The organism is Terrilactibacillus laevilacticus, from assembly GCF_006517395.1.
Taxonomy (GTDB): domain Bacteria; phylum Bacillota; class Bacilli; order Bacillales; family Sporolactobacillaceae; genus Terrilactibacillus; species Terrilactibacillus laevilacticus.
The window spans coordinates 65,405-87,319 of sequence record NZ_VDCY01000005.1 but is presented as its reverse complement, the minus strand read 5'-3'; the positions used below and the strand labels follow the sequence as shown (position 1 = coordinate 87,319).

19 protein-coding genes are annotated in these 21,915 nt (G+C 37.1%); 17 read left to right on the top strand and 2 right to left on the bottom strand.

Annotation, left to right across the window (positions count from 1 at the left end):
- Positions 1-4 precede the first annotated feature (4 nt).
- The 13 genes from trpD (at position 5) to FG390_RS08095 (ending at position 13,463) form a co-directional block, all read left to right on the top strand.
- Positions 5-1,027 carry an anthranilate phosphoribosyltransferase gene (gene trpD / locus FG390_RS08155; protein ID WP_141190556.1) on the top strand — a complete coding sequence of 341 codons (1,023 nt, stop codon included), beginning with the start codon at positions 5-7 and terminating at the stop codon, positions 1,025-1,027.
- Positions 1,020-1,781, top strand: coding sequence for an indole-3-glycerol phosphate synthase TrpC (gene trpC, locus FG390_RS08150; RefSeq protein ID WP_141190555.1), 762 nt, complete (start codon positions 1,020-1,022; stop codon positions 1,779-1,781). Before trpD ends, trpC begins: the two co-directional genes overlap by 8 nt.
- Position 1,782: 1 nt before the next feature.
- On the top strand, positions 1,783-2,421 hold the full coding sequence (locus FG390_RS08145; RefSeq protein WP_141190554.1) for a phosphoribosylanthranilate isomerase: 639 nt from the start codon (positions 1,783-1,785) through the stop codon (positions 2,419-2,421).
- Positions 2,418-3,641, top strand: a complete 1,224-nt coding sequence (gene trpB / locus FG390_RS08140) for a tryptophan synthase subunit beta (protein WP_141190553.1) — start codon at positions 2,418-2,420, stop codon at positions 3,639-3,641. The genes FG390_RS08145 and trpB overlap by 4 nt, the downstream gene beginning before the upstream one ends.
- Positions 3,628-4,458: a tryptophan synthase subunit alpha gene (trpA, locus tag FG390_RS08135; protein WP_141190552.1), complete on the top strand. Its 831-nt coding sequence runs from the start codon at positions 3,628-3,630 to the stop codon at positions 4,456-4,458. Before trpB ends, trpA begins: the two co-directional genes overlap by 14 nt.
- A 116-nt stretch (positions 4,459-4,574) precedes the next feature.
- Positions 4,575-5,684 (top strand): prephenate dehydrogenase, encoded by a 1,110-nt coding sequence (locus FG390_RS08130; protein ID WP_141190551.1) that lies wholly within the window; start codon positions 4,575-4,577, stop codon positions 5,682-5,684.
- Positions 5,685-5,693: 9 nt separating this feature from the next.
- Complete coding sequence (gene aroA, locus FG390_RS08125) at positions 5,694-6,989, top strand: 3-phosphoshikimate 1-carboxyvinyltransferase (protein ID WP_141190550.1); 1,296 nt, start codon at positions 5,694-5,696, stop codon at positions 6,987-6,989.
- A gap of 254 nt (positions 6,990-7,243) precedes the next feature.
- Positions 7,244-8,494 carry a tetratricopeptide repeat protein gene (locus tag FG390_RS08120; protein ID WP_141190549.1) on the top strand — a complete coding sequence of 417 codons (1,251 nt, stop codon included), beginning with the start codon at positions 7,244-7,246 and terminating at the stop codon, positions 8,492-8,494.
- Between the two features lie 240 nt (positions 8,495-8,734).
- Positions 8,735-9,289: a YpiB family protein gene (locus tag FG390_RS08115; RefSeq protein ID WP_181406433.1), complete on the top strand. Its 555-nt coding sequence runs from the start codon at positions 8,735-8,737 to the stop codon at positions 9,287-9,289.
- A 35-nt stretch (positions 9,290-9,324) separates the two neighbouring features.
- Positions 9,325-9,939 (top strand): DUF1405 domain-containing protein, encoded by a 615-nt coding sequence (locus FG390_RS08110; RefSeq protein WP_141190547.1) that lies wholly within the window; start codon positions 9,325-9,327, stop codon positions 9,937-9,939.
- 341 nt (positions 9,940-10,280) lie between these two features.
- The gene (locus tag FG390_RS08105) at positions 10,281-11,078 is read left to right on the top strand and encodes a sporulation protein YpjB (protein WP_141190546.1); all 798 of its coding nucleotides are present in this window, start codon (positions 10,281-10,283) and stop codon (positions 11,076-11,078) included.
- Positions 11,079-11,445: 367 nt separating this feature from the next.
- Positions 11,446-12,138, top strand: a complete 693-nt coding sequence (locus tag FG390_RS08100) for a zinc metallopeptidase (protein WP_181406432.1) — start codon at positions 11,446-11,448, stop codon at positions 12,136-12,138.
- A gap of 401 nt (positions 12,139-12,539) precedes the next feature.
- Complete coding sequence (locus tag FG390_RS08095) at positions 12,540-13,463, top strand: nucleoside hydrolase (RefSeq protein WP_141190545.1); 924 nt, start codon at positions 12,540-12,542, stop codon at positions 13,461-13,463.
- A 58-nt stretch (positions 13,464-13,521) separates the two neighbouring features.
- On the opposite strand, the gene FG390_RS08090 is transcribed toward FG390_RS08095, so the two are convergent.
- Positions 13,522-14,361 carry a fructosamine kinase family protein gene (locus FG390_RS08090; RefSeq protein ID WP_219995049.1) on the bottom strand — a complete coding sequence of 280 codons (840 nt, stop codon included), beginning with the start codon at positions 14,359-14,361 and terminating at the stop codon, positions 13,522-13,524.
- 136 nt (positions 14,362-14,497) lie between these two features.
- Between FG390_RS08090 and FG390_RS08085 the strand changes: the two genes are divergently transcribed.
- Complete coding sequence (locus FG390_RS08085; protein WP_141190544.1) at positions 14,498-15,643, top strand: NAD(P)/FAD-dependent oxidoreductase; 1,146 nt, start codon at positions 14,498-14,500, stop codon at positions 15,641-15,643.
- Positions 15,644-15,882: 239 nt separating this feature from the next.
- Here FG390_RS08085 and FG390_RS08080 read toward each other — a convergent pair whose 3' ends face one another.
- Complete coding sequence (locus tag FG390_RS08080) at positions 15,883-16,770, bottom strand: alpha/beta hydrolase (RefSeq protein ID WP_181406431.1); 888 nt, start codon at positions 16,768-16,770, stop codon at positions 15,883-15,885.
- Between the two features lie 558 nt (positions 16,771-17,328).
- Between FG390_RS08080 and FG390_RS08075 the strand changes: the two genes are divergently transcribed.
- The 3 genes from FG390_RS08075 to FG390_RS08065 all read left to right on the top strand — a co-directional run bounded on the left by FG390_RS08075 (position 17,329) and on the right by FG390_RS08065 (position 21,748).
- The gene (locus FG390_RS08075; RefSeq protein ID WP_141190542.1) at positions 17,329-18,348 is read left to right on the top strand and encodes a glycoside hydrolase family 15 protein; all 1,020 of its coding nucleotides are present in this window, start codon (positions 17,329-17,331) and stop codon (positions 18,346-18,348) included.
- Positions 18,349-18,651: 303 nt separating this feature from the next.
- Positions 18,652-20,601 carry a 1,4-alpha-glucan branching protein GlgB gene (glgB, locus tag FG390_RS08070; RefSeq protein ID WP_141190541.1) on the top strand — a complete coding sequence of 650 codons (1,950 nt, stop codon included), beginning with the start codon at positions 18,652-18,654 and terminating at the stop codon, positions 20,599-20,601.
- Positions 20,591-21,748, top strand: coding sequence for a glucose-1-phosphate adenylyltransferase (locus FG390_RS08065; protein WP_141190540.1), 1,158 nt, complete (start codon positions 20,591-20,593; stop codon positions 21,746-21,748). The genes glgB and FG390_RS08065 overlap by 11 nt, the downstream gene beginning before the upstream one ends.
- Positions 21,749-21,915 lie beyond the last annotated feature (167 nt).

Below are 21,915 nucleotides of genomic sequence, written 5' to 3'. Positions count from 1 at the left end.
CATAATGTTTGAATCAAAATTATCCGAATTATTAAATGGACATAAATTAACGGAAGACGAAGCAGTGTACATGATGGATCAAATTATGTCTGGTGAAGTTCTTCCAACTCAAATAGCCAGTTTTCTTTCTATTCTTCGTTTCCGTGGCGAAACGATTGAAGAAGTTACTGGTTTTGCACGTGCCATGAGGGCACATGCCAAAACATTTTCTTATCATGACGAGGTCATGGATACATGTGGGACTGGTGGAGATAATGCTTCTACGTTTAATATTTCCACTGCTGTGGCGATTGTCCTATCTTCTCTAGGTGTAAATGTAGCTAAACATGGCAACCGGTCTTTTTCTTCAAAAAGCGGAAGTGCAGATGTTTTAGAAACACTCGGAATTTCAATTCAATCAACGCCAGAAGAGGCCGTCAAAGCTCTTGATGATAAAAATATGTGTTTTCTTTTTGCTCCACTATTTCATGCGTCTATGAAACATGCTGCAGGGCCAAGAAAGGAACTAGGTTTTAGAACCGTTTTTAATATATTAGGTCCTTTAGCCAATCCTGCAAACAGTTCTAGACAGTTATTGGGTGTATTTAACTATGAGTCAGCTTTGAAAATGGCACACGCTCTCTCACGCCTTGGGACAAAACGTGCTTTATTAGTTAATGGAGAAGATGGACTTGATGAAATATCCATTTGTGGAAGAACAAATATGGTTCTCGTTGAAGGAAATAAAGTCAAAGAATTTAAACTTCAACCCGAGGACGTCGGATTAGAACGTGGATCCTTTAATGACTTAAAAGTATCAAACAGCCAAGAAAGTGCGGTTCTTATCGAAGATATTTTTAAAGGTAAAGGAAATCAAAGTGCAACCGATATTGTATGCTTAAATGCAGGGGCAGGTTTATTCACCTATGGTAAAGTATCAACCATTGAGGAAGGCGTTCACCAAGCACGAAAAGCCATCAATCAAGGAATGGCTCTTGAACAATTAGAAAAATTAAGAAGTCATGTGGAGGTAGAACGTCTTGCTTGAAAAAATTTTGGGAACGAAGAAAGAAGAACTCGCCGAATTTCAAATGACAGAATTGGATTACTCCGAACGAAAACGATATTCGTTTAAATATGCGTTAACACATCCTAATCATTCGATTGGATTAATTGCTGAAGTAAAAAAAGCATCACCATCCAAAGGGATATTTAGAGAAACAATTGACCCAGCAGCCATTGGTAAAGAATATGCTTTAGCAGGAGCAGATTGTATTTCAGTTTTAACGGATCAAACGTATTTTCAAGGATCAATTGAAAATTTAGTAAAGGTACGTGAACAAGTTAAGATTCCTATACTTCGAAAAGATTTCATTATTGATCATCGTCAAGTCGAAGAAAGTAATCGAATTGGAGCGGATGCAATTCTCCTTATTGCAGCTGCACTAGAGCCAAAAAAACTGCTTGATTTGTATCTCTATGCAGAAGAATTAGGTCTCGAATCGCTTGTTGAAGTGCACAACGAAAAAGAACTCGATCAAGTTCTGACGACTTTCAAACCTTCAGTTTTAGGAATTAATAACCGAAATCTAAAAACCTTTGAAACAACACTTGAAACAACGAGGAAGCTAGTGAGTATGGTTCCAAAAGATCTTGTTTTAGTAAGTGAATCAGGCGTGCATACACATGAGAACATTGAATTTCTAAAAGACCTCGGTGTTAATGGTTGTCTCGTTGGTGAAGCTTTAATTAGAGCTAAAACACCAACCGATGGAATCAATCAATTATTTGGGTTGGTTTAATATGATAATAAAATTTTGTGGAAACCGTTCTTTTCAAGACTTACAATTATCATTAAATAGTCAAGCCACACATATTGGATTAATTTTCACTCAAAAAAGCAAACGCTATGTTGCACCTGAGCAATTGGCGGGTTGGCTTCCAAAACTAGAAAATGCATCGGCAAAAACTTGGGTAGGCGTATTTGTTAATCCATCCATGGGCGAAATCATGGAGGTTTTAGAAAAAGTTCCATTAGATGTCATTCAGTGTCATGGAACCGAAACACCTGAATTCTTATTAAAGGTAAAAGAGGATACCAAAAAAAGAGTGTGGAAAGTGATTCATCATGCTCCAGATTCTTTAGATAGGATGCGCAAATACAAAGGGATAGCAGATGGTTATGTTATCGATAAAAAAACAGCAACGGCATGGGGTGGAACGGGCCTTTCATTTGAATGGTCCTATACCCCGCTTTATCTTGAGGAAGCTAAGCGTCAAAAAGTTCCTTGTTTGATAGCTGGAGGCATTAATCCTAAAAATCTTGCTCATCTATTAGATTATGATCCGGATGGTATCGACTTAGCGTCAGGAATCGAAACAGCTAATCAAAAAGATATAACTCTAATTCAACAAATTGAAGAGAAGGTGCTGCAATCATGATAGAACAAGAGACAACGAAACAGCCAATTAAAAAGGGAAGATACGGTTCTTTTGGTGGAAGATACGTACCAGAAACCCTCATGTTTGCTTGTGAGGAACTTGAAAAGGCCTACGAAGATGCCTCAAAAGATCAAGCGTTTCTTTCTGAGTATCATTCCTTGTTAAAAGAATATTCAGGTCGTCCCACACCGGTAACTTATTTAAAACGAGTGACAGAACAAGTGGGCGGGGCCAAAATTTATTTAAAACGTGAGGATCTTAATCATACAGGGGCTCACAAGATAAATAATGCCATCGGTCAAGCGTTACTTGCTGTTCGTATGGGAAAGAATAAAGTCATTGCAGAAACTGGGGCAGGTCAACATGGTGTTGCTGTTGCAACAGTAGCGGCTTATTTTGGTCTCTCTTGCAAAGTTTTTATGGGAGCACTAGATGTTGAAAGACAAGCGCTAAATGTCTTTCGAATGAGACTTTTAGGGGCAGAGGTTATCCCTGTAGAAAGTGGTAATAAAACATTAAAAGACGCCACAAATGAAGCTTTTAGGTATTGGGCGGCAAATGTTGAAGATACCTTCTATATCGTTGGCTCTGTTGTAGGACCTCACCCTTATCCGATGATGGTCAGAGATTTTCAACGGGTGATCGGTGATGAATCAAAAGAGCAATTTATTGAAAAAACGGGAAAACTTCCTGATGCCGTTGTTGCTTGTGTTGGCGGCGGCAGCAATGCGATGGGAATGTTCTATCCTTTCTTAGAGGATGATGTGGCTTTATTCGGTGCTGAAGCAGCGGGTAAAGGTATTGATACGGAGGAGCATGCGGCGACTTTAACCAAAGGTACCGAAGGCGTCCTGCATGGTGCAAGAACCTATCTTATTCAAGATGAAAATGGTCAAATCATTGAACCTTATTCGATCTCAGCAGGGTTAGATTATCCAGGGATTGGACCAGAACACGCTCACTTATCAAAAAGTGGACGCGTGACTTATCGAGCTATAACAGATAAACAGGCGATGGAAGCACTTGGACTACTTTGTAAAAAAGAAGGGATCCTCCCTGCGCTTGAGAGTGCCCATGCTTTTGCTTTAGCTATTGAACAAGCAAAAACGATGGACCCTAGTCAAACTCTATTAGTCTGTCTTTCTGGTAGAGGAGATAAAGACGTTCATACCGTGATGCAATATTTGGAGAAAGAAGGGGCTATTCATGAATCGATTTAATCAGTATATGAGGGAAAATCAAGGTTCTCTTTTTATCCCTTTTATTACAGCCGGTGATCCTTCTGAGAATGCCACCGTTGATATAGCTCTTATGATGCAAAAAATGGGTGCATCAGCACTGGAACTTGGTATCCCATTTTCAGACCCTGCAGCTGATGGACCTGTCATTCAAAAAGCATCTTTGCGTGCCCTTAAACAAGGGATGACACTGAAAAAAGCAATGTTTTTAGCTAAAAAAATGCGGGAAAAAGGATTGAAAATTCCCATTATCATATTTACTTACTATAATGTTCTGTTACAATTAGGGGAAGAACGGTTTATGGAATTAGCGCATGAATGTGATGTTGATGGCTTACTTGTTCCTGACTTGCCATTTGAAGAAAGTGGTGATTTAAGAAGTTTATGTACGAAGGAAAACATACCACTTATACAATTAGTAGCCCCAACAACTTCTGATAAACGTTTAAAACAGATTGTTGATCAGGCACAAGGGTTTATTTACTGTGTATCTTCTCTTGGTGTTACCGGAGTACGTCAAACTTTTCATCCAGATGTTTATCCTTTTCTGAAACGTGTGCGTGAGCTGTCACCGATTCCTATTGCTGTTGGCTTTGGTGTTTCTTCATCTAAGCATGTTGAAGCCCTTCAAGATCATTGTGATGGTGTGATAGTCGGAAGTGCCATTGTTCGTGAAATTGAAAAGCATATAGATGAATTAGATGAATTAAAGGATGACCAAAAACGCAAGGAAGCATTAGGTGACATGTATCACACACTACAAAAACAATTATTTAACAAAGATAAAGCTGTTATTTAATTTTTGGCAAATACACATCACATAACTTGTGATGTGTATTGTTGCCAATCAGGACTTTGTTTTTTAAATAATCATTTCTTACATAATCAACTAAAAATATAAGGATACAGATTAATATGTCAACTACGAAGAAAACAGTCTTAATTGCAGGGCTTGGTCTTATTGGTGGATCGATTGCCCAAGCCATACGATCTGCACATCATGTACATATCATTGGATTCGATAAAAATCAAGGAGCTTGTGATGAAGCATTGAAGTTGGGAATTGTTGATGAGGCTTCAGATTCTCTGGAAAAAAGCGCTGCGAAGGCGGATCTCATCGTCCTCGCCGCTCCAGTTAATGGTATTCTAACCCTTATCCATGAACTCAGTCATCTTGATTTGAAAGAAAATGTTTTAATCACCGATGTAGGCAGTACAAAACGAAAAATTATGGAACTGGCCAAGAAGCATTTAAAAGGAAAGGCCACATTTATTGGTGGACACCCTATGGCAGGCTCACATAAATCAGGGGTTGGTGCGTCTAGACCTTATTTATTTGAGAATGCGTACTATTTTATCGTGGAAGATACGGATAGAAAAAAAGTCAATAGTCAGCGATTAATAGAATGGCTAAAAGGGACTAAAGCTAAATTTATTTGTTTCTCTGCAGATGAGCATGATAAAGTCGTTGGTATTATCAGTCATTTCCCTCACGTTATTGCATCTGCTTTAGTCAATCACTTAAAGGACTTTTCAGAGCAGGGGATGAATTTGAGAGCTTATGCAGCTGGAGGATTTCGAGATATCACTCGAATTGCTTCATCTGATCCCACCATGTGGCGAGATATTGTGTCAGATAATCGAGATGTCATACTTGACCTTCTGGATAGATGGCAACAAGATATGTCAGAAATTAGACAAATGCTTATTAATAACGAGACAACAGCTATCAATACATTTTTCCTCGACGCCAAACAATATCGAGATGGTTTTCCCGTTAAGCAAAAAGGAGCCATTATGTCGGATTATGATTTGTATGTTGATGTTCCTGATGAGCCTTACACGATCTCTAAAGTATCGGGATTAATCGGTGAAGCGGGAATAAATTTGACAAATTTGAACATCATTGAAGGAAGAGAAAATATTCAAGGTATCATGCGTCTATCTTTTGAATCAGAGCAAGATCGTGAGAAAGCTATGGCCATTTTGAAAAAAAATAATTACACAACATACTTAAATGATTAGGTGATATATATGGTAGATATAAGTTTTTTTGGTAATCACAGAGCTTTAAAAGGGACTATAACAGTTCCTGGGGATAAATCCATTTCTCATAGGTCGCTCATTTTTGGCGCTATTGCAAACGGAACGACAGTCATAAAAGGATTATTAAGAGGTAATGATTGTCTTTGTACGTTAGCTTGTTTTAAGCAGCTGGGAGTAGACATTCAAGATGACGGTGATACCATTACGATTCATGGAAATGGATTTGATGGATTAAAAGAATCTGAACGAATCTTAGACGTAGGTAATTCAGGAACGACGATTCGTTTATTAATGGGTCTCTTATCAGCAAGATCTTTCTATAGTGTTTTTATTGGTGATGACTCGATCCATCGACGTCCGATGGATCGAATAATTAAACCATTAGAGCAAATGGGCGGGCGGCTCCATGGACGAAAAAATAATCGATATGTCCCTATCACGGTGGTTGGACAACCTTTACACCCAACGGAATACACTTTACCTGTTGCAAGTGCTCAGATTAAAAGTGCGATCATTCTGGCTGCGATGCAGACCAATGGAGTAACTAAACTTATTGAGCCCGCAAAATCACGTGATCATACGGAAAGAATGTTGAAAGCATTTGGAGGCCATATTGAGGTAGAAGGGACAACATATGCGGTTAAAGGTCCTCAAAACTTGACGGGCACCGCCATCCAAGTACCCGGTGATATTTCATCAGCTGCCTTCTTTATTGTGGGGGGTCTCATTACACCAGGAAGTGAATTAACGATCCAATCAGTCGGTGTGAATCCTACAAGAATTGGACTCTTAAAAGTATTAGAAGATATGGGAGCGGACATTACCCTTTCGAACGAGCGGGAGTGGAATAATGAGCCTGTTGCGGATATCACTGTTCGCTATTCGAAATTAAAAGGAACAACGATAAGTGGCGACTTAATACCGCAATTAATTGATGAAATCCCAATTATCGCTTTATTAGCGACACAGGCAGACGGAGAAACCGTGATCAAAGATGCCGAAGAATTAAAAGTAAAAGAAACAAATCGAATTGATACAACCGTAGGTGAATTAAGTAAACTAGGGGCAGATATCCGAGGGACAGATGATGGGATGCTTATACATGGACATCCAAGTAAACCTTTAAAAGGTGGACATGTTCATAGTTACGGAGACCATCGGATTGGGATGACGCTGGCTATAGCAGGACAGTTATCAACAGAACCCGTCATCGTTGAAGAAGCTGAAGCGATCTCTGTTTCTTTTCCTTCATTTGAAACCCTATTAAAGCAAAGCCAAAGCTAGTTCTTACGAATAACAAATAGAACCCTGCACGTTAAGGCCGGGTTCTATTTTTTTTTATGAACCAAATGAGAACACTCGTGACTTTAGTCGTAAGAGCCTCAATAGAAAGTGTGATAGCTTGAAGTCAATCCCATACTTCATTATTATGATTATGATAAGTCTAAAAAATAGAGAAGTCAGTTCTATTCATATAGATGTTAGTATTAGTTTGGATAGTGAAACGATAAGTCTTTAATATACGAGGTGTAAAGAAAATGAATGACATACAACTAGCCATGAATATGATCGATACGGGTCAAACAGAAGATGGACTTTCTTTGCTTAAAGATTGCCTAAAAAAAGCTGATGATACCACAGCCTTTCAAATAGCCAATATTTATCAGGACTACGGACTGATTGATAACGCAGAGACAGTTTATCAACGATTGTTAAAAAGGTATCCAAATGACAGTACTATTCTCCTGCAAATGGCTGAACTTTATATTGATAAAGATGAGGAAGGGAAAGCGATTGATGCACTGATAAAAATTCATAAATTAGATGAAAATTATTTAAGCGCACAATTGCTACTTGCCGATCTATATCAATTGGAAGGATTAGATGAAGTCGCTGAGCAAAAATTATTATCTGCACATAAAATGGCTCCAAATGAAGCTGTTATTAGTTTTGCTTTGAGTGAATTTTATATGTCGATTGGAGAGCCTAAAAAGGCCATTGAATATTACAAACAAGTCTTAAATGCGGAATCTCTCTCGCATGAAAACATTTCATTAAAATTGGCAGAAGCATTGAGTTTAGCCGGGGATTTTGAACAAGCCATGATATATTATCAGAAAGGTTTAGATAAAGATAAGAATCTCGATGGTTTATTTGGCTATGCTGTGACAGCATCACAATTACATAAATACCAAACTGTGGTATCGGCATTAGAAGAATTGCGTAAGCTTGATCCGCAATACAGTACACTCTATCCTTTATTAGCGAAAGCCTATGACCATGAGGGGGCTACAGATGAAGCTCTTAAAGTTCTTGAAGATGGATTAAAACAAGATGAGTTTAATGAACGACTATATGCTGAGGCAGGAGATCTCGCGGCGAAGTTGCATGATTGGATTAAAGCAGATGCCTATTATAAAAAGGCTTATCGCTTGAATCCGGAAAGTACAGATATTCTCATTAAATACATCGAAATTAAAGTTGAACTAGAAGAGTTTGAAGATATTATTGATATCTTAGAAGAGAATAAACAAGATGATCCAATGTTGACTTGGTACTTAGCAACCGCATATATGAAATGTGACCGGTTAGAGGAAGCAAAGTCATGTTACAAAACGTGCTATGAACATTTTTCCCAGAATGCCGAATTTCTTAATGAATATGGTGAAGTGATGTGGGAATTAGGAGACCGTCAACGTGCCCTAATCTACCTAGAAAAAGCTTTACAATATGATCCAGAAAATCAAAATTTGCAATCATTTGTCGAACGAATTAAAGAGGATTTTTAATCGTTTGTCGTGAAATAAATAGAGTAGAAAGTAATTGTATTGGTTTATGTATTTTATCCATTTGGCTCGTAATGATGCTGCATAGCGGGTAAGGCTATAATCTATTCAAATTAAAATCATGATATCACTTTAAAGAAAATTAAGTCACTATATTTAGGAAAAGTGCTTAAAATTGGAGTCAAAACACGTCAATACATCTACTAATACGTTTTTAAAATTAAATGGAGGGAGATGAGACCATTGGAACAATTAATTTCTTTAGAAAAAAAACGGAAATTTTTAAAATGGTTAATAGAGCGGCGACAATTAAGAAGCCGTGAAACAGTATGGCTATTAAATTATGTCATGGATGAAGACGACTTGTTAAAAATTTTTCGGTTTGTCGATAATGTACAAGGATTAACACGTTCAATTATATTGTCTGAGAAGTGGACTTCCTCATATCCATTTGTGTATATTAAACATAAGGTAAGAACATACGATCCAGAAAGAGCCTTTCATGATATTCGATTAAATCAAGAAGAGCCGATTTATATCCAAGTGAATCTTTCTTCTCATCAACCAACAGATGAATTTCTTGCTGTTATGGAAGAAAGTCCGAATGTAGATATTTATATACACCACCGATACGGTGATTATGTAGAACAAATTCTATCAACAGCAGAAGTTTCATTTCAAAAACGAAAATTAGACGTAGAAATTAATAAGGCGCTAGATCAATTTGATAAAGGGAAATTTGAGGAATTATCAATGGCTTTAGCAGAACTAAAAGCAAAATATCCATCGCTCATATAGTCATATATTTCATGTGCTTTTAGAAAGGGATAAGAATGACATTACTTTATTACCTCATGAAACAGAAATATTTTCTAATTATATTACTGATAATAAATGGTTTAGGAACCGTTTATGGCTTTTGGTGGTATAAATTTCAATTAAAAGATACACCTTATAAATATCTGATCTTTGTACCTGATAGTCCGATGGCCACTCTCTTTTTCTGCATAGCCATCCTTTTTATTCTATTTCATCGGCGTTCATTGTTATTTGAAGGATTAGCGATGGTTAGCTTAGTCAAGTATGGGTTATGGGCAGTCGGTATGAACGCGGTAAGTGCTCACTTTGGTTATCCAATCCAAACGACAGAAATCATGCTGATGATCTCACATGGTTTTATGGCTATAGAAGGGGTTTTATTCGCTAAGTTTTTTAATTTTAAAAAATGGCAATTTGCTTTGGCTTCACTTTGGCTATTTCATAATGACTTCATTGATTACATATTTGGTATGGCTCCTTGGTACCCGTATCTCAAGGAAAATATGAAGATAATAGGCTATTGTACGTTTTGGTTAAGTGTTATTAGCCTTACTTCGATCTATATGTTAACTAAGCATCAGGTTAAATATTCAATAGATTTCAAACAGGAAAGAGATAGTTTAAAATAAAATATTTCCCATACGCATTAAAAATCGCCATTTTTTGAAATAGTAAAAAGTGGCTTTTTTTGCTTTAAGGTATAAGTGCAACTTAGCATAATCCTTCTTTGATTAAGCATCGAGTTGTCGCGGAAGGCGAAGCTGAAGTGACCCATTCTAGACCTCTATCTGCGTCTTATAGGCCCCGCAACCGTCAAGTTTTCTTTATTACCAAAAAACCCCTGTACTATTTAAATCATATAAGTCAGTTAGAAGATTGAGTTATCAAGTGAATGAAAGGATCATCAATATGACAGTCTATTCTTGTCCCTTTAACCATATACTTCTCATAAGAGGAGGGACATGGGAATATGAAGAGTGTTATGCTATGCTTAGTAACCATATTAGTATTCTTATTGCCACATAGTGTATTGGCTAAAGAAGATGAGAACCTTATTGCTCAAACTTGGCAGGAACTTGAAGAATTATCAGATCAATCCTATCAATTTGCCAATAATGGACAATATGGACAAATCGATGATCTTTTAAAAAGTTTCAATAAAAAGTGGTCCATGCTTGTAGATATGACGCCCATTCCAGATTTAGATCAAAGAATCATCACTTCTTCATTAGATCAAGCGCGTCAAACCATTAAATCAGATATTAGTGAAAAACAAAAAAACCGTAACGTGGTTCAACTTCGACTAGCTGTCGATGCAATTGAATCTGATTCTAATCCAATGTGGAAAATATTAACGCCCAAAGTGATGAAATATGCCAATCAAATGCAGAACTCAGTTGAAAAAAAAGATTGGACACATTTTCAGCATCAGTTAAATCAGTTTCTTGATCAGTATCAGACCATTTATCCAGCCATGATGATCGATCAGAATTCTAATCAAGTCCAACAAGTCAATGAAAAAGTTGACCAATTATCTAATAATCGAATGACGATAAGGCAAGATAAAGATAGTGTAAAAAAATTAAATCAACTCCGAGAAGACCTGCAAGTTGTTTTTAATCAGAAAACACAACAATCGCATTCTCAAATTGAGTGGATTCCCATAATATATATTAGTGGGGGGATTTTTATTACGCTTCTTTTAGTTAGTAAATTAAGAAGAAGTCGAAAAGCGATTAAAGAGGTTGTTCAAAAAGTCACCAAATGATAACTTGCGAATCTCGTCGCCCACTCGTTTTTCCGGTCCTCATGTAGTGGAGTCAAGAGGATCTCTGGCTAAAACCGCTCACGTCCTGTGGCTGGCGCCTGAAGCTACCACAACGCGAGGAATGCAGGTCCTCGGGAACTGCCACCACTCTTAGCCTCCGACGCCCAGGATGGGCTAGTACTGACGTTTCTTGCAGGATGCAAGCGTACTTAGCCAGTAACCCTTTTCATTTGTCACCTTTTTGAACACGCACTTAAAAGAAAATTAATACAAAAGGGGAAACATTTTTGACGATACAGGGAATTTGACAAAAGGACAATATTTGACTAAAATTGACCTTAATAAAATAGTGGAGGTTAAGTCAATCATGGGAATTGTGCAGTATCTCATCTATATGGTTATTTTAATGGCTATCCCTATGTGGGCACAAAGTCGTGTTCGTAGGAACTATGCTAAATACTCAGAAGTTCCTAACTCAACCGGTTTGTCAGGCGCACAAGTCGCAAGAAAAATCTTAGATGATAATGGATTGTATGACGTGACCATTGAAGAAGTATCTGGAACACTTACTGATCATTACGATCCTTCAAGTAAGGTTGTTCGATTATCTTCAGGGATCTATCATGGTGATTCTATTGCAGGAACGGCTGTCGCTGCACACGAAGTAGGGCATGCAATTCAAGACGCAACGAATTATTCTCCACTTCGAATCAGACATGCACTTGTTCCTCTTGCTAATTTGGGATCAAGTTTATCGTATATTTTGATCTTTGCAGGATTTCTGCTTCAAATATTTAATCTTGCATTAATTGGTGTCATATTTTTTGCCTTTGCTGTTTTATTCCAATTGGTTACTCTACCAGTTGAATTTAACGCATCAAGCCGGGCCCGTGATCAGATTGTCAGTCTAGGGATTGTTAAACGAGATGAGGAACGCCAAGCAGGTAAAGTTTTAAACGCTGCAGCTTTAACGTATGTGGCAGCTGCGCTTGTTGCTTTTATGGAACTTTTGCGATTTATCCTCATGCTTGTCGCTTCAAATAACCGGGATAATAACTAATCAAAGAGACCAGCTCACATGCTGGTCTTTTTCTTTATGAATCAAACAATGAATTTTGTTTAATTATATAAAACTTATCTAAGTTTAAAAATGTCTATGTGGATTGTCAACTCATCGTCCCATTGGTATAATTAGATTTGTGATTTTTCATAGAATAAACCGTGGTTTGAAAGCCTCTCACGCTAAAAAAAGTAGATGTGAAATGACGATAAGAGTAACGCTTTAATTTCGAAAAATATGTTTAACTAATTAAAAGATACATTCTATTTTCCTAGTATCCTTTGCCTTTTTAGACAGAGGATACTTTATAACATGAAAAACTTTGACTATCTTTTTAATAGCTATAGCTTATGAATACATAGGTTTTTAGATTCAGAAAAAATGAGAAGGGACACATAAAAATGCAAAAAGTAATATTGGATGTTGATACAGGAATTGATGACGCTCTTGGCATTATGCTGGCAACAGAATCAGAAGAGTTAGATATACTAGGGATTACAACGGTAAGCGGAAATGTTTCTCTTGAACAAGCCACTCGAAATACGTTAAAAGTTTTACAATTGGTAGGGAAAGAAAATGAGATTAACGTTTATCCCGGTGCATTTGAACCACTCATCAGAAAAAAGTTTCATGAACACCGTGTTCACGGTAATGATGGACTTGGCGAAGCATTAACCGATATGGAATTACACGCAAGGCCTTCATCAAAGCATGCGGCTAATTTTATCATTGAGCAAGTTCATCGATATCCAAAAGAAGTGACACTCATTATGACGGCTCCATTAACAAACCTTGTTCATGTCTTAAAACAAGACCCTACGTTTGCTAGAGATATAAAAAGAGTGATATTTATGGGTGGCGCTGCTAAAACCCAAGGGAATGTAACCCCTGTTGCCGAATTTAATATTTATGCGGATCCAGAAGCGGCAAAGATTGTTTTCCATTCAGGAATACCCTTGACGATGGTAGGACTAGATGTAACGATGAAAACTCTTTTACATGATTACCATGTCGATGAACTAAAGGGATCTCGCTATTACGATTTCATTCATAAAAGCACTCAATACTATATGAATTTCAGACAGTTTGATGAAGTAATCACAGCTTGCCCTATGCATGACCCACTGGCGGTAGGCGTTGCTATTGATCCAACTATGATTCAAACTGAAAGTCTCTATGTAGATGTAGAAACCGAAAGTTCTTTATGCGATGGACAAACCGTTTGCGATCTCCGTTTTCAAATAAATCAAAAAGAAAATATGGATGTCGCATTAGACGTCGATAGTGATCGATTTATATCCATGCTTCTTCATAGATTGAAATAATAGCTTGATTGGGGTGGTGAATATAGCACCCCATTTTGTTGTGTTACAAGCTAAAGTTTTAACTGTTACAACGCCGTAAGATACGATCCACTGACCCACCATAACTTTCACCAAACAAGTTTAAGTGCGCGAGTAAATAATAGAGTTGATAGGCAGGAACTCTTTCTTCAAAGCCAGTTTCTAATGGAAAAGCCTTTTGATAGGATGCATAAAAAGTTTTACTAAACCCTCCAAACAACATCGTCATGGCAAGGTCCATTTCGCGGTCACCATAGAAAACGGCAGGATCTATGAAGACCGGCTCTCCTTGAGTTGTGAACATGACGTTTCCTCTCCATAAATCTCCATGTAATAGTCTGGGCATTACGGCTCTATCCTCATTTTTAAATCGATCGATAAACCTACTAAAGAGTTTTTCGCGTTGCTGATTCCAGTACCCCTGCTCCTTTGCCATCTTAACAAGGGGATTTAATCGTTGATTGATATAAAAGGAAGCCCAGTTTTTATTTGGTTGGTTCGATTGTGGTAAAGTTCCTAGATAATTATTTTCAGATAAACCAAAATGTGATTGGGTATCAGTATGCAGCTGAGCAAGAGCACGTCCACAAAGAGTATCATTAGGTGGACCGCTTTCTATAGCCTCCATTAGGATGTACGCATCGTTTTTTATTTGTCCAACATCATAGACAATCGGTGTTCGCACTTTTTTTCCTAATAATTTAAGACCGTAAGCTTCCTTTTTGAAAAAGTGAGCTTTCATGTTACGGTGGATTTTTAAAAAATACGGTAGTGTATTCGTTACTATTAAAAAAGCTTCGTTAATATCTCCACCACTAACACGTTTGACATCCTTTATACCTTCAATAGGCAGACAAGATAACCACTCATTCTCTATCACGGTATATTCCTTCTTTCATTAAGGTCTTGTTAAGTTTAATCATTTGAAAGTACTTCTTAGAAGATAAGACATAGCCAGTTGGGTAAATTTCATTCTATATTTATGATAGAATGAAACTAGGAGATTATAAAGCGAGATGAATGATATGCAGAAAATTGTAATCATAGGCGGCGGAATTATCGGGATGAGTGCTGCCTATACATTAAGTCAATCAAAGAACTATGACGTGACTGTTATTGATCGAAAAGATCCAGGTCAGGCAACAGACGCAGCAGCAGGTATTATTTGCCCTTGGTTATCAAAACGCCGTAACAAGGTGTGGTACGAATTGGCTAAACAAGGGGCAAGATATTATCGTGAACTAATCGTGAATTTAACGAATGAGGTGTCCTGTGACATAGGTTTTCAGCAAGTGGGGGCTATGTGTATTCGAGAAGATAAGCAATTGCTTATTGACCTAGCAGAGAAAGCAGAAAGTAGACGAAAAGAAGCGCCAGAAATAGGTGAAATTACATTATTAACCCATGAGCAAGCTAAATTAGAATTTCCATTATTGAAAGACCATTTTATGGGATTAAAAGTTTCTGGTGGAGCTAGAGTCAACGGAAGAGCACTTAGAGATGCTTTAGAAATAGCCGCTGTAAAACATGGTACAACCATTCTTCATGGTTCTGCAAATCTTTGTGCTACAAATGGAAAGGTAGATGGTGTATCTTGTCATACGATCGAAAACATCCTACCTGCTGATCAGGTCATCATTGCTGCTGGAGCTTGGGAACGCCATCTATTAGCTCCGCTTGGCTTAATGACTGATATCACGCCTCAAAAGGGTCAGTTATTACATTTAAGATTAAACCATAAACAAACCGGTTATTGGCCAGTTATTTTGCCTCCAATTGGTCAAAGTATTGTCCCATTTGATCATGGACAAGTTGTTATAGGAGCAACGCATGAAAAACATAAGGGATTTGATCTTTCACCTACTGTTGAGGGCATATATGATATTTTACATCAGGCTCTACGTTTTGCCCCTGGTTTAAACGAAGGCGAAATCAAAGAATGGAGAGTAGGATCTCGAGGATTTACATCTGATTTTTCACCTTTCATCGGGAGGGTACCAGGATATCCTAATCTCTTAACAGCTAATGGTCTTGGGGCATCAGGATTAACAACAGGACCTTTAGTTGGAAAGTTACTAGCGGAAAGTGTCATGGATCGGGTTTTGACCATGCCAATAGATAACTATGATCCAGCTCCTTATATTCATGAAGTACAAGATTAGTCGAGTTTAATAAAAGCCCTACATCAGTATAAGGATGATGTAGGGTTACTATTTATTGGCTTAACGGCCGTAAGATCTGACAGATTGAAGTTTTACTTTATTTGTTTAGAGGTTTTTTTGAACATCGTTAGTCTGAAACTTTAATAGTGTCCTCCAGATGGAGCATATCGTATTATCTAGGTCTCGTATGGTATCTAATAAATAAAAGGTAGAGTCGTTTAGTCTCCACCTTTTATTTATCATTTATTATTAACACCCCATAAGAAATCAGCAATAAGAGCATCTACTTTTGGATTTTCATGGAGCATACTATGTTGCGCCATACGTCCAGTTACAGTTTTTTCTTGATATTTTTGATGAGTAAAAATATAACGGCCTAAAAAAGCACTTTTTAGCTTGACCGTTCCGTCGCCGGCTTCGGCTTTATTTATGATTCCACCTATCGCTAAAACATCTAAATTATGTGGAAGTTGATCTCGTTTGGGGTATACTACACTCGTTCTTTTCATTTGGTCGACAGTTAATTTGCTATCGTCTTGTGGTCCATCTCTCCAGCTAAATGGAGCCGCAATAGGGACAAATTTATTCACAGCCGGATAGTCTTTTCTTGATTTTGAGGTTGTTTCTAGAAAGTAAGTCGCTGTTTTACCTCCAAAAGAATGAGTAACAAGGTCTACCGTTTGAATATGCTGCTTTTGTTTTAACCATTGCATGGTTGTTTCAAACCATTTTGTTTGTTCATCTAGAGAGCCTTTATTATTCTGAAAAACAACTTGGATAAGTGGAATACGTTGATTGGTTATTTTTCCATGTACGATTAGTTTGCCATTCGGTTTCACATAGATAAGGAGTGCTCTTTCTGGACCTTCATAAACCGATGTCATCCGATTTAGCATTGATCGAAAGGAGCCTTCCGTTCCGGTCCACCCATGTACAAAGACGACTGGATAGGAATGTTTCTTTTTTAATTGAATTTTGGAATGGTCAACGCTGGCACTAATTACTTCATGAGTTTTGCTTCTCTTATGTTTCGATACATTTTCATCATTAGAATGAGATAAAATAATGAGTGTAGTAAAAGTTGTCGACAGAATGATGACAAGGAGGATTAATCCTAGTTTTTTCATATGCTTGAGTTCTCCTTTTATACGTCGGATGTTATTGGTAGTCATCATATCGCAATATGTAACATCTTTCAAGTGGAGCCAAAGCGATGAAAAGTCCTCTATCGTCACCAAATGATAGTGCGAATCTCGACGCCCACTTGCTTTTCTGATCTTCATGTAGTGGATACAAGAGGATCTCTAGCTAAAATCACTCAACGTGTGGCTGGCGCCTGAGGCTACCACATCATGTGGAATGCCGTTTTTAAGCTTCTTGGCCTTCCGACGCCCAGGATGGGCTAGTACTGGCGTTTCTTGTAGGATGCCAGCGTATTTCGCCAGTAATCCTTCTAATTTGTCACCTTTTTGAACACGTACAATAGAAACATCGAAGTAAAAAAAGTCATTGTTCGTTAAAAAAGGGCGTGTTTTTGCTTCTATTATGGTATAAGTATAATCATTTTTAAAGATTTCAACATAAACTAGGAATATAACATATTTGTAAGCGCTTTATTGATGTTTAAAAAATGGAGGTTTGTCAACACTGAAATTAAGGTAAAAAATAGTGGAGGTGTTTTGATAATGAATACAGAGCAAGCGATAAAAGTGCTAGATCAAATGCGTTTACCCAATGGAGCATATACAGCTAGTTTATCAAAGGATTATAGCTATGTTTGGATAAGAGATATTGTCTATACTGTTCTACCTTTTATTCAAAAACCATCTGAACGATACGAAAAGGCATTTCATGCATTATTAGATCTTTTCTTAAGATATGAATGGAAAATTGATATACATCGAAATAAAAAGCCTGTTCAACTTTATGAATATATTCATTCTCGTTATTCAATGGATCTAAAGGAGATCAATGCTGCGTGGGGTCATGCTCAAAATGATGCAATAGGCGCTTTTCTTTGGGGAATAGGGGAAGGGATAAAGAATGGTCAGAGATTGATTCGTGATCATCATGATATTCGGATTATCCAAAAATTAGTAGATTATCTTGAATGCCTAGAATATTGGACCGCAAAAGATAATGGCATGTGGGAAGAAAATATGGAAGTACATGCCTCAAGCGTTGGAGCGTGTGTTGCTGGCCTTCAAGCTGTCAAATTGATTGTCAAAGTGAAGGACGACCTTATTAAAAAAGGAGAACAAACCCTCAGTCACTTGCTTCCTAGGGAAAGCGAATCAAAAGAAACCGATTTAGCTCTCCTATCATTAATTTATCCGTATCGTTTAGTAAGTCGTGAAATGGCGTTAACCATTCTTGATCATGTCACCACACAGCTTGAACGTACGAATGGCTGTATCCGTTACAAAAATGATCAGTATTATAATGAAGGTGCAGAAGCAGAATGGTGTTTTGCTTTTCCATGGCTTGGCCTGTGCTACGATGAACTCGGAATGTTAGATAAAGCTGAAGAGTATTTCGAAAAAACTAAAAGTATTGTTCCAGAGAACTGGGCTGTTCCTGAACTATATATTGGAGGGAAAAATATTCCCAATCAAAATAATCCCCTTGCTTGGTCAGTTGCCCTATCGTTTATCTTTATAAAGCGCATGCAATACTCACTCAACTACCGTGCAGTTCAAACGTAGTATTTATATATTGGGGAAAGTTGATTTTAAGATTTTAATTTAAATGACGTTTAGAACAAGTTTATCTGTTCTAAGCGTTTTTTTGTTTTATCACCCCTTTAAGAAGGGTTTAAGAATGACATACGTTTTTCTTGATACTTATCATATGATTAAAAGTAAATTTCAACACTGATATTTTTGAAAAAAATAATTTTTAATAAATAAAAATTTCGACAAATTTAGATATAAAATTACAAAGGATTCTGAATACTTTCGTAGAATAATTAATATAAGATTTAATAAGGGATTTGGAGGTGTGGATAATTGAGTCAATTACTGGAAAATAAGCTAGACATCCTTCCTAGTGAAGAGGACATTTATCTTTTTCACGAAGGAACATTGTATGAGGGTTATAAGCTATTCGGAGCGCAAGTGATAAAAGATCAAAATATTCTTGGTGTGCGATTTACTGTTTGGGCACCGAATGCGAAACATGTCTCTGTTGTAGGCGATTTTAATCAATGGAATGGGATTAATCATCGCATGACTAATATTCATTCAGGTGTTTGGACATTATTTATACCTGATCTAGTTGAAGGCGATTTATATAAGTATGAAATTATGACTCCATCAAACCAAACCATTTTGAAAGCGGATCCATATGCTTTTTTCTCGGAATTACGACCTAACACGGCTTCGCGTGTTTATTCATTGGATCATTATGAATGGCACGATCAGAAATGGATTAATAATCGCAAAAAATATGACTCATATCATTCAGCCATGTTAACTTACGAATGCCACCTCGGATCTTGGAAAAAGAAAGACAATGGTGAGTTTTATTCCTATAGAGAAGACGCAGATCAAATGATTGATTATGTTCTTCGTCATGGATTTACTCACATTGAGATTATGCCAGTGATGGAACATCCCTACGATCGTTCTTGGGGTTACCAAATAACAGGGTATTATTCAGTAACGAGCCGATACGGAAATCCAGAGGATTTTATGTATTTTATCGATCAATGCCATCAAAAAGGCATCGGTGTTATTTTAGACTGGGTCCCTTTACATTTTTGCAAAGATTCTCATGGATTAGGGCAGTTCGACGGGACAGCACTTTATGAACCTGCTGATCCAATTCGTTCGGAACGACCACTTTGGGGTACGTACAACTTTGATTTTCATAAGCCTGAAGTGGTAAGTTTCTTAATTTCAAATGCGATCTTTTGGATGGATAAATATCATATTGACGGTTTCCGTATCGATGCTGTTTCTTATTTAATTTATTTGAATCATGACCATACTCTACCGTCAACATTGAAAAATAAGTATGGTGGGGAAGAAAATCTTGAAGGAATTGCTTTTATAAAGAAACTTAACGAAGTCGTATTTAAAAACTTTCCACATGCTTTAATGATAGCAGAAGAGGCAACCGATTGGCCATTAGTATCCTATCCAACGGATAAAAGGGGACTCGGTTTTAACTATAAATGGAACATGGGTTGGGTTAATGATTTACTTCGTTATATGCAGAAGGAAACCGTACATAGACGGTATCATCACAATATGTTGACATTTTCCATGTATTACGCTTTTTCAGAGAATTATATACTCCCATTCTCTCATGATGAACTTGTGTATGGTAAAAAGTCTTTATTAAATAAGATGCCAGGTGACTATTGGCAAAAATTTGCTAATTTAAGGTTACTGTATACTTATTTCTTAACCCATCCTGGTAAAAAACTTATTTTTATGGGAAGTGAATTTGCTCAATTCGACGAATGGAAAGATATAGAACAATTGGATTGGAACTTACTAAACTTTGAATCTCATCATAAGTTTAATCAGTTTTTTATAACAATCAATCATTTTTACCAAAAAATGTCCTGTCTATGGAAATTAGATCATGTTTCTGAAGGATTTGAGTGGATTGACCCGCATAATAATGAACAAAGCATCATAATTTTTATTAGAAGAGGAAAAAGAAAAGGAGACTATTGCATCGTTTTATGTAATTTTACAGAAACTGTTTACCACAATTTTAGAATTGGCGTTCCCTCTTTTGGAAAATACTTTGAAGTATTTAATACTGACTTAGAAGAATTTGGCGGTTCTGGGCAATACAATGCTGAATCGATAGAGGTTGAGAAACAACCCTATCATAATCAACCGTACAGTATGGAAGTCACTGTTCCTCCTTTGGGGGTGAGCATCTTTATGAAACAAACAAAAAAAAGACGCAGGAGGGAGGATTTTATTTATGACAAATAAAAAATGGGTTGCCATGTTACTAGCAGGGGGACAGGGAACAAGGTTGGGTGAACTAACAAATACGTTAGCAAAACCAGCTGTTCCTTTTGGAGGTAAATACCGTATTATAGATTTTACATTAAGTAATTGTATGCATTCTGGGGTTGACACTGTTGGGGTGCTAACACAATACCAGCCTCACCTTCTCAATACTTACGTGGGAAATGGTCGTCCATGGGACTTAGACCGTAAATGTGGAGGAGCCCATGTCCTTCCACCTTATCGAGGACAAAATGGTGGCCAATGGTATAAGGGAACAGCAAACGCCGTTTATCAGAATATAAAATTCATAGACCAAAATGATCCTGAATACGTCTTGGTCATTTCAGGAGATCACATTTATCAAATGGACTATAATAAATTGTTGGAATTTCATATTGAAAAGCAGGCTGAAGCGACGATTGCCGTTATTCAAGTGCCATGGCACGACGCGAATCGCTTTGGTATTATGAATACCAATGAACAAGATAGAATTATTGAGTTTCATGAGAAACCAAGTTTGCCAAAAAGTAATTTAGCGTCGATGGGTGTTTATTTGTTTAATTGGAAATCATTACGTCGGCACCTTATTCAAGATGATCAAGATCCAAATTCATCCAATGACTTTGGTAAGGATATCATACCAAAAATGTTAGCAGACAAAAGTCGAATTTATGCTTACAGATTCAGTGACTATTGGAAAGATGTTGGTACAATTGAAAGTCTATGGGAAGCAAATATGGATCTCCTGAAAGAAAACCCACCACTGAATTTAAATGATCCACACTGGAAGATATTTACCGGGAATGCTAATCATCCACCGCAATACATCTCTCCAGAGGCTGAAGTTAGACAGTCATTAATAAATGAAGGATCAATGGTTTTTGGTAAAGTTATTCGATCTGTTATTTCCTATAACGTTCAGATTGGGAAGGGTTGTACGATTAAGGATTCTGTCATCATGCCAAATGTGACGATAGGAGATAACGTCACAATCGAACGATCAATTGTGACAAGTCATACGATTGTTGAAGCTGGTTCTACTTTTGGCACTTCAAATCCATCTCAAAACATTACTTTAATAAGTAATAAAGAAAAGATGACCTCTCATATTCGAGAAGTGTTATAAAAATTTAAGCTAGTTGTTCATAAATAAAAAAGTCTAATGCTATTATTTATATTTTAAGGTACCAAGCTAGCATAAATGAAATCAAGGTTTTGTTTCTCCGGTCCTCTTGTAGATCTAAAGTCTACATATAGTTCCCCGAAACCTCGTTCTTGATCTTCTATCATTTA

What these genes read in the sequence shown, in the direction of transcription:
- trpD (WP_141190556.1), top strand. Translation starts at nt 5, where the DNA reads ATGTTTGAATCAAAATTATCCGAATTATTAAATGGACATAAATTAACG.
- FG390_RS08145 (WP_141190554.1), top strand. Translation starts at nt 1,783, where the DNA reads ATGATAATAAAATTTTGTGGAAACCGTTCTTTTCAAGACTTACAATTA.
- trpB (WP_141190553.1), top strand. Translation starts at nt 2,418, where the DNA reads ATGATAGAACAAGAGACAACGAAACAGCCAATTAAAAAGGGAAGATAC.
- trpA (WP_141190552.1), top strand. Translation starts at nt 3,628, where the DNA reads ATGAATCGATTTAATCAGTATATGAGGGAAAATCAAGGTTCTCTTTTT.
- FG390_RS08130 (WP_141190551.1), top strand. Translation starts at nt 4,575, where the DNA reads ATGTCAACTACGAAGAAAACAGTCTTAATTGCAGGGCTTGGTCTTATT.
- aroA (WP_141190550.1), top strand. Translation starts at nt 5,694, where the DNA reads ATGGTAGATATAAGTTTTTTTGGTAATCACAGAGCTTTAAAAGGGACT.
- FG390_RS08120 (WP_141190549.1), top strand. Translation starts at nt 7,244, where the DNA reads ATGAATGACATACAACTAGCCATGAATATGATCGATACGGGTCAAACA.
- FG390_RS08110 (WP_141190547.1), top strand. Translation starts at nt 9,325, where the DNA reads ATGACATTACTTTATTACCTCATGAAACAGAAATATTTTCTAATTATA.
- FG390_RS08105 (WP_141190546.1), top strand. Translation starts at nt 10,281, where the DNA reads ATGAAGAGTGTTATGCTATGCTTAGTAACCATATTAGTATTCTTATTG.
- FG390_RS08100 (WP_181406432.1), top strand. Translation starts at nt 11,446, where the DNA reads ATGGGAATTGTGCAGTATCTCATCTATATGGTTATTTTAATGGCTATC.
- FG390_RS08095 (WP_141190545.1), top strand. Translation starts at nt 12,540, where the DNA reads ATGCAAAAAGTAATATTGGATGTTGATACAGGAATTGATGACGCTCTT.
- FG390_RS08085 (WP_141190544.1), top strand. Translation starts at nt 14,498, where the DNA reads ATGAATGATATGCAGAAAATTGTAATCATAGGCGGCGGAATTATCGGG.
- FG390_RS08080 (WP_181406431.1), bottom strand. Translation starts at nt 16,770, where the DNA reads ATGAAAAAACTAGGATTAATCCTCCTTGTCATCATTCTGTCGACAACT.
- FG390_RS08075 (WP_141190542.1), top strand. Translation starts at nt 17,329, where the DNA reads ATGAATACAGAGCAAGCGATAAAAGTGCTAGATCAAATGCGTTTACCC.
- FG390_RS08065 (WP_141190540.1), top strand. Translation starts at nt 20,591, where the DNA reads ATGACAAATAAAAAATGGGTTGCCATGTTACTAGCAGGGGGACAGGGA.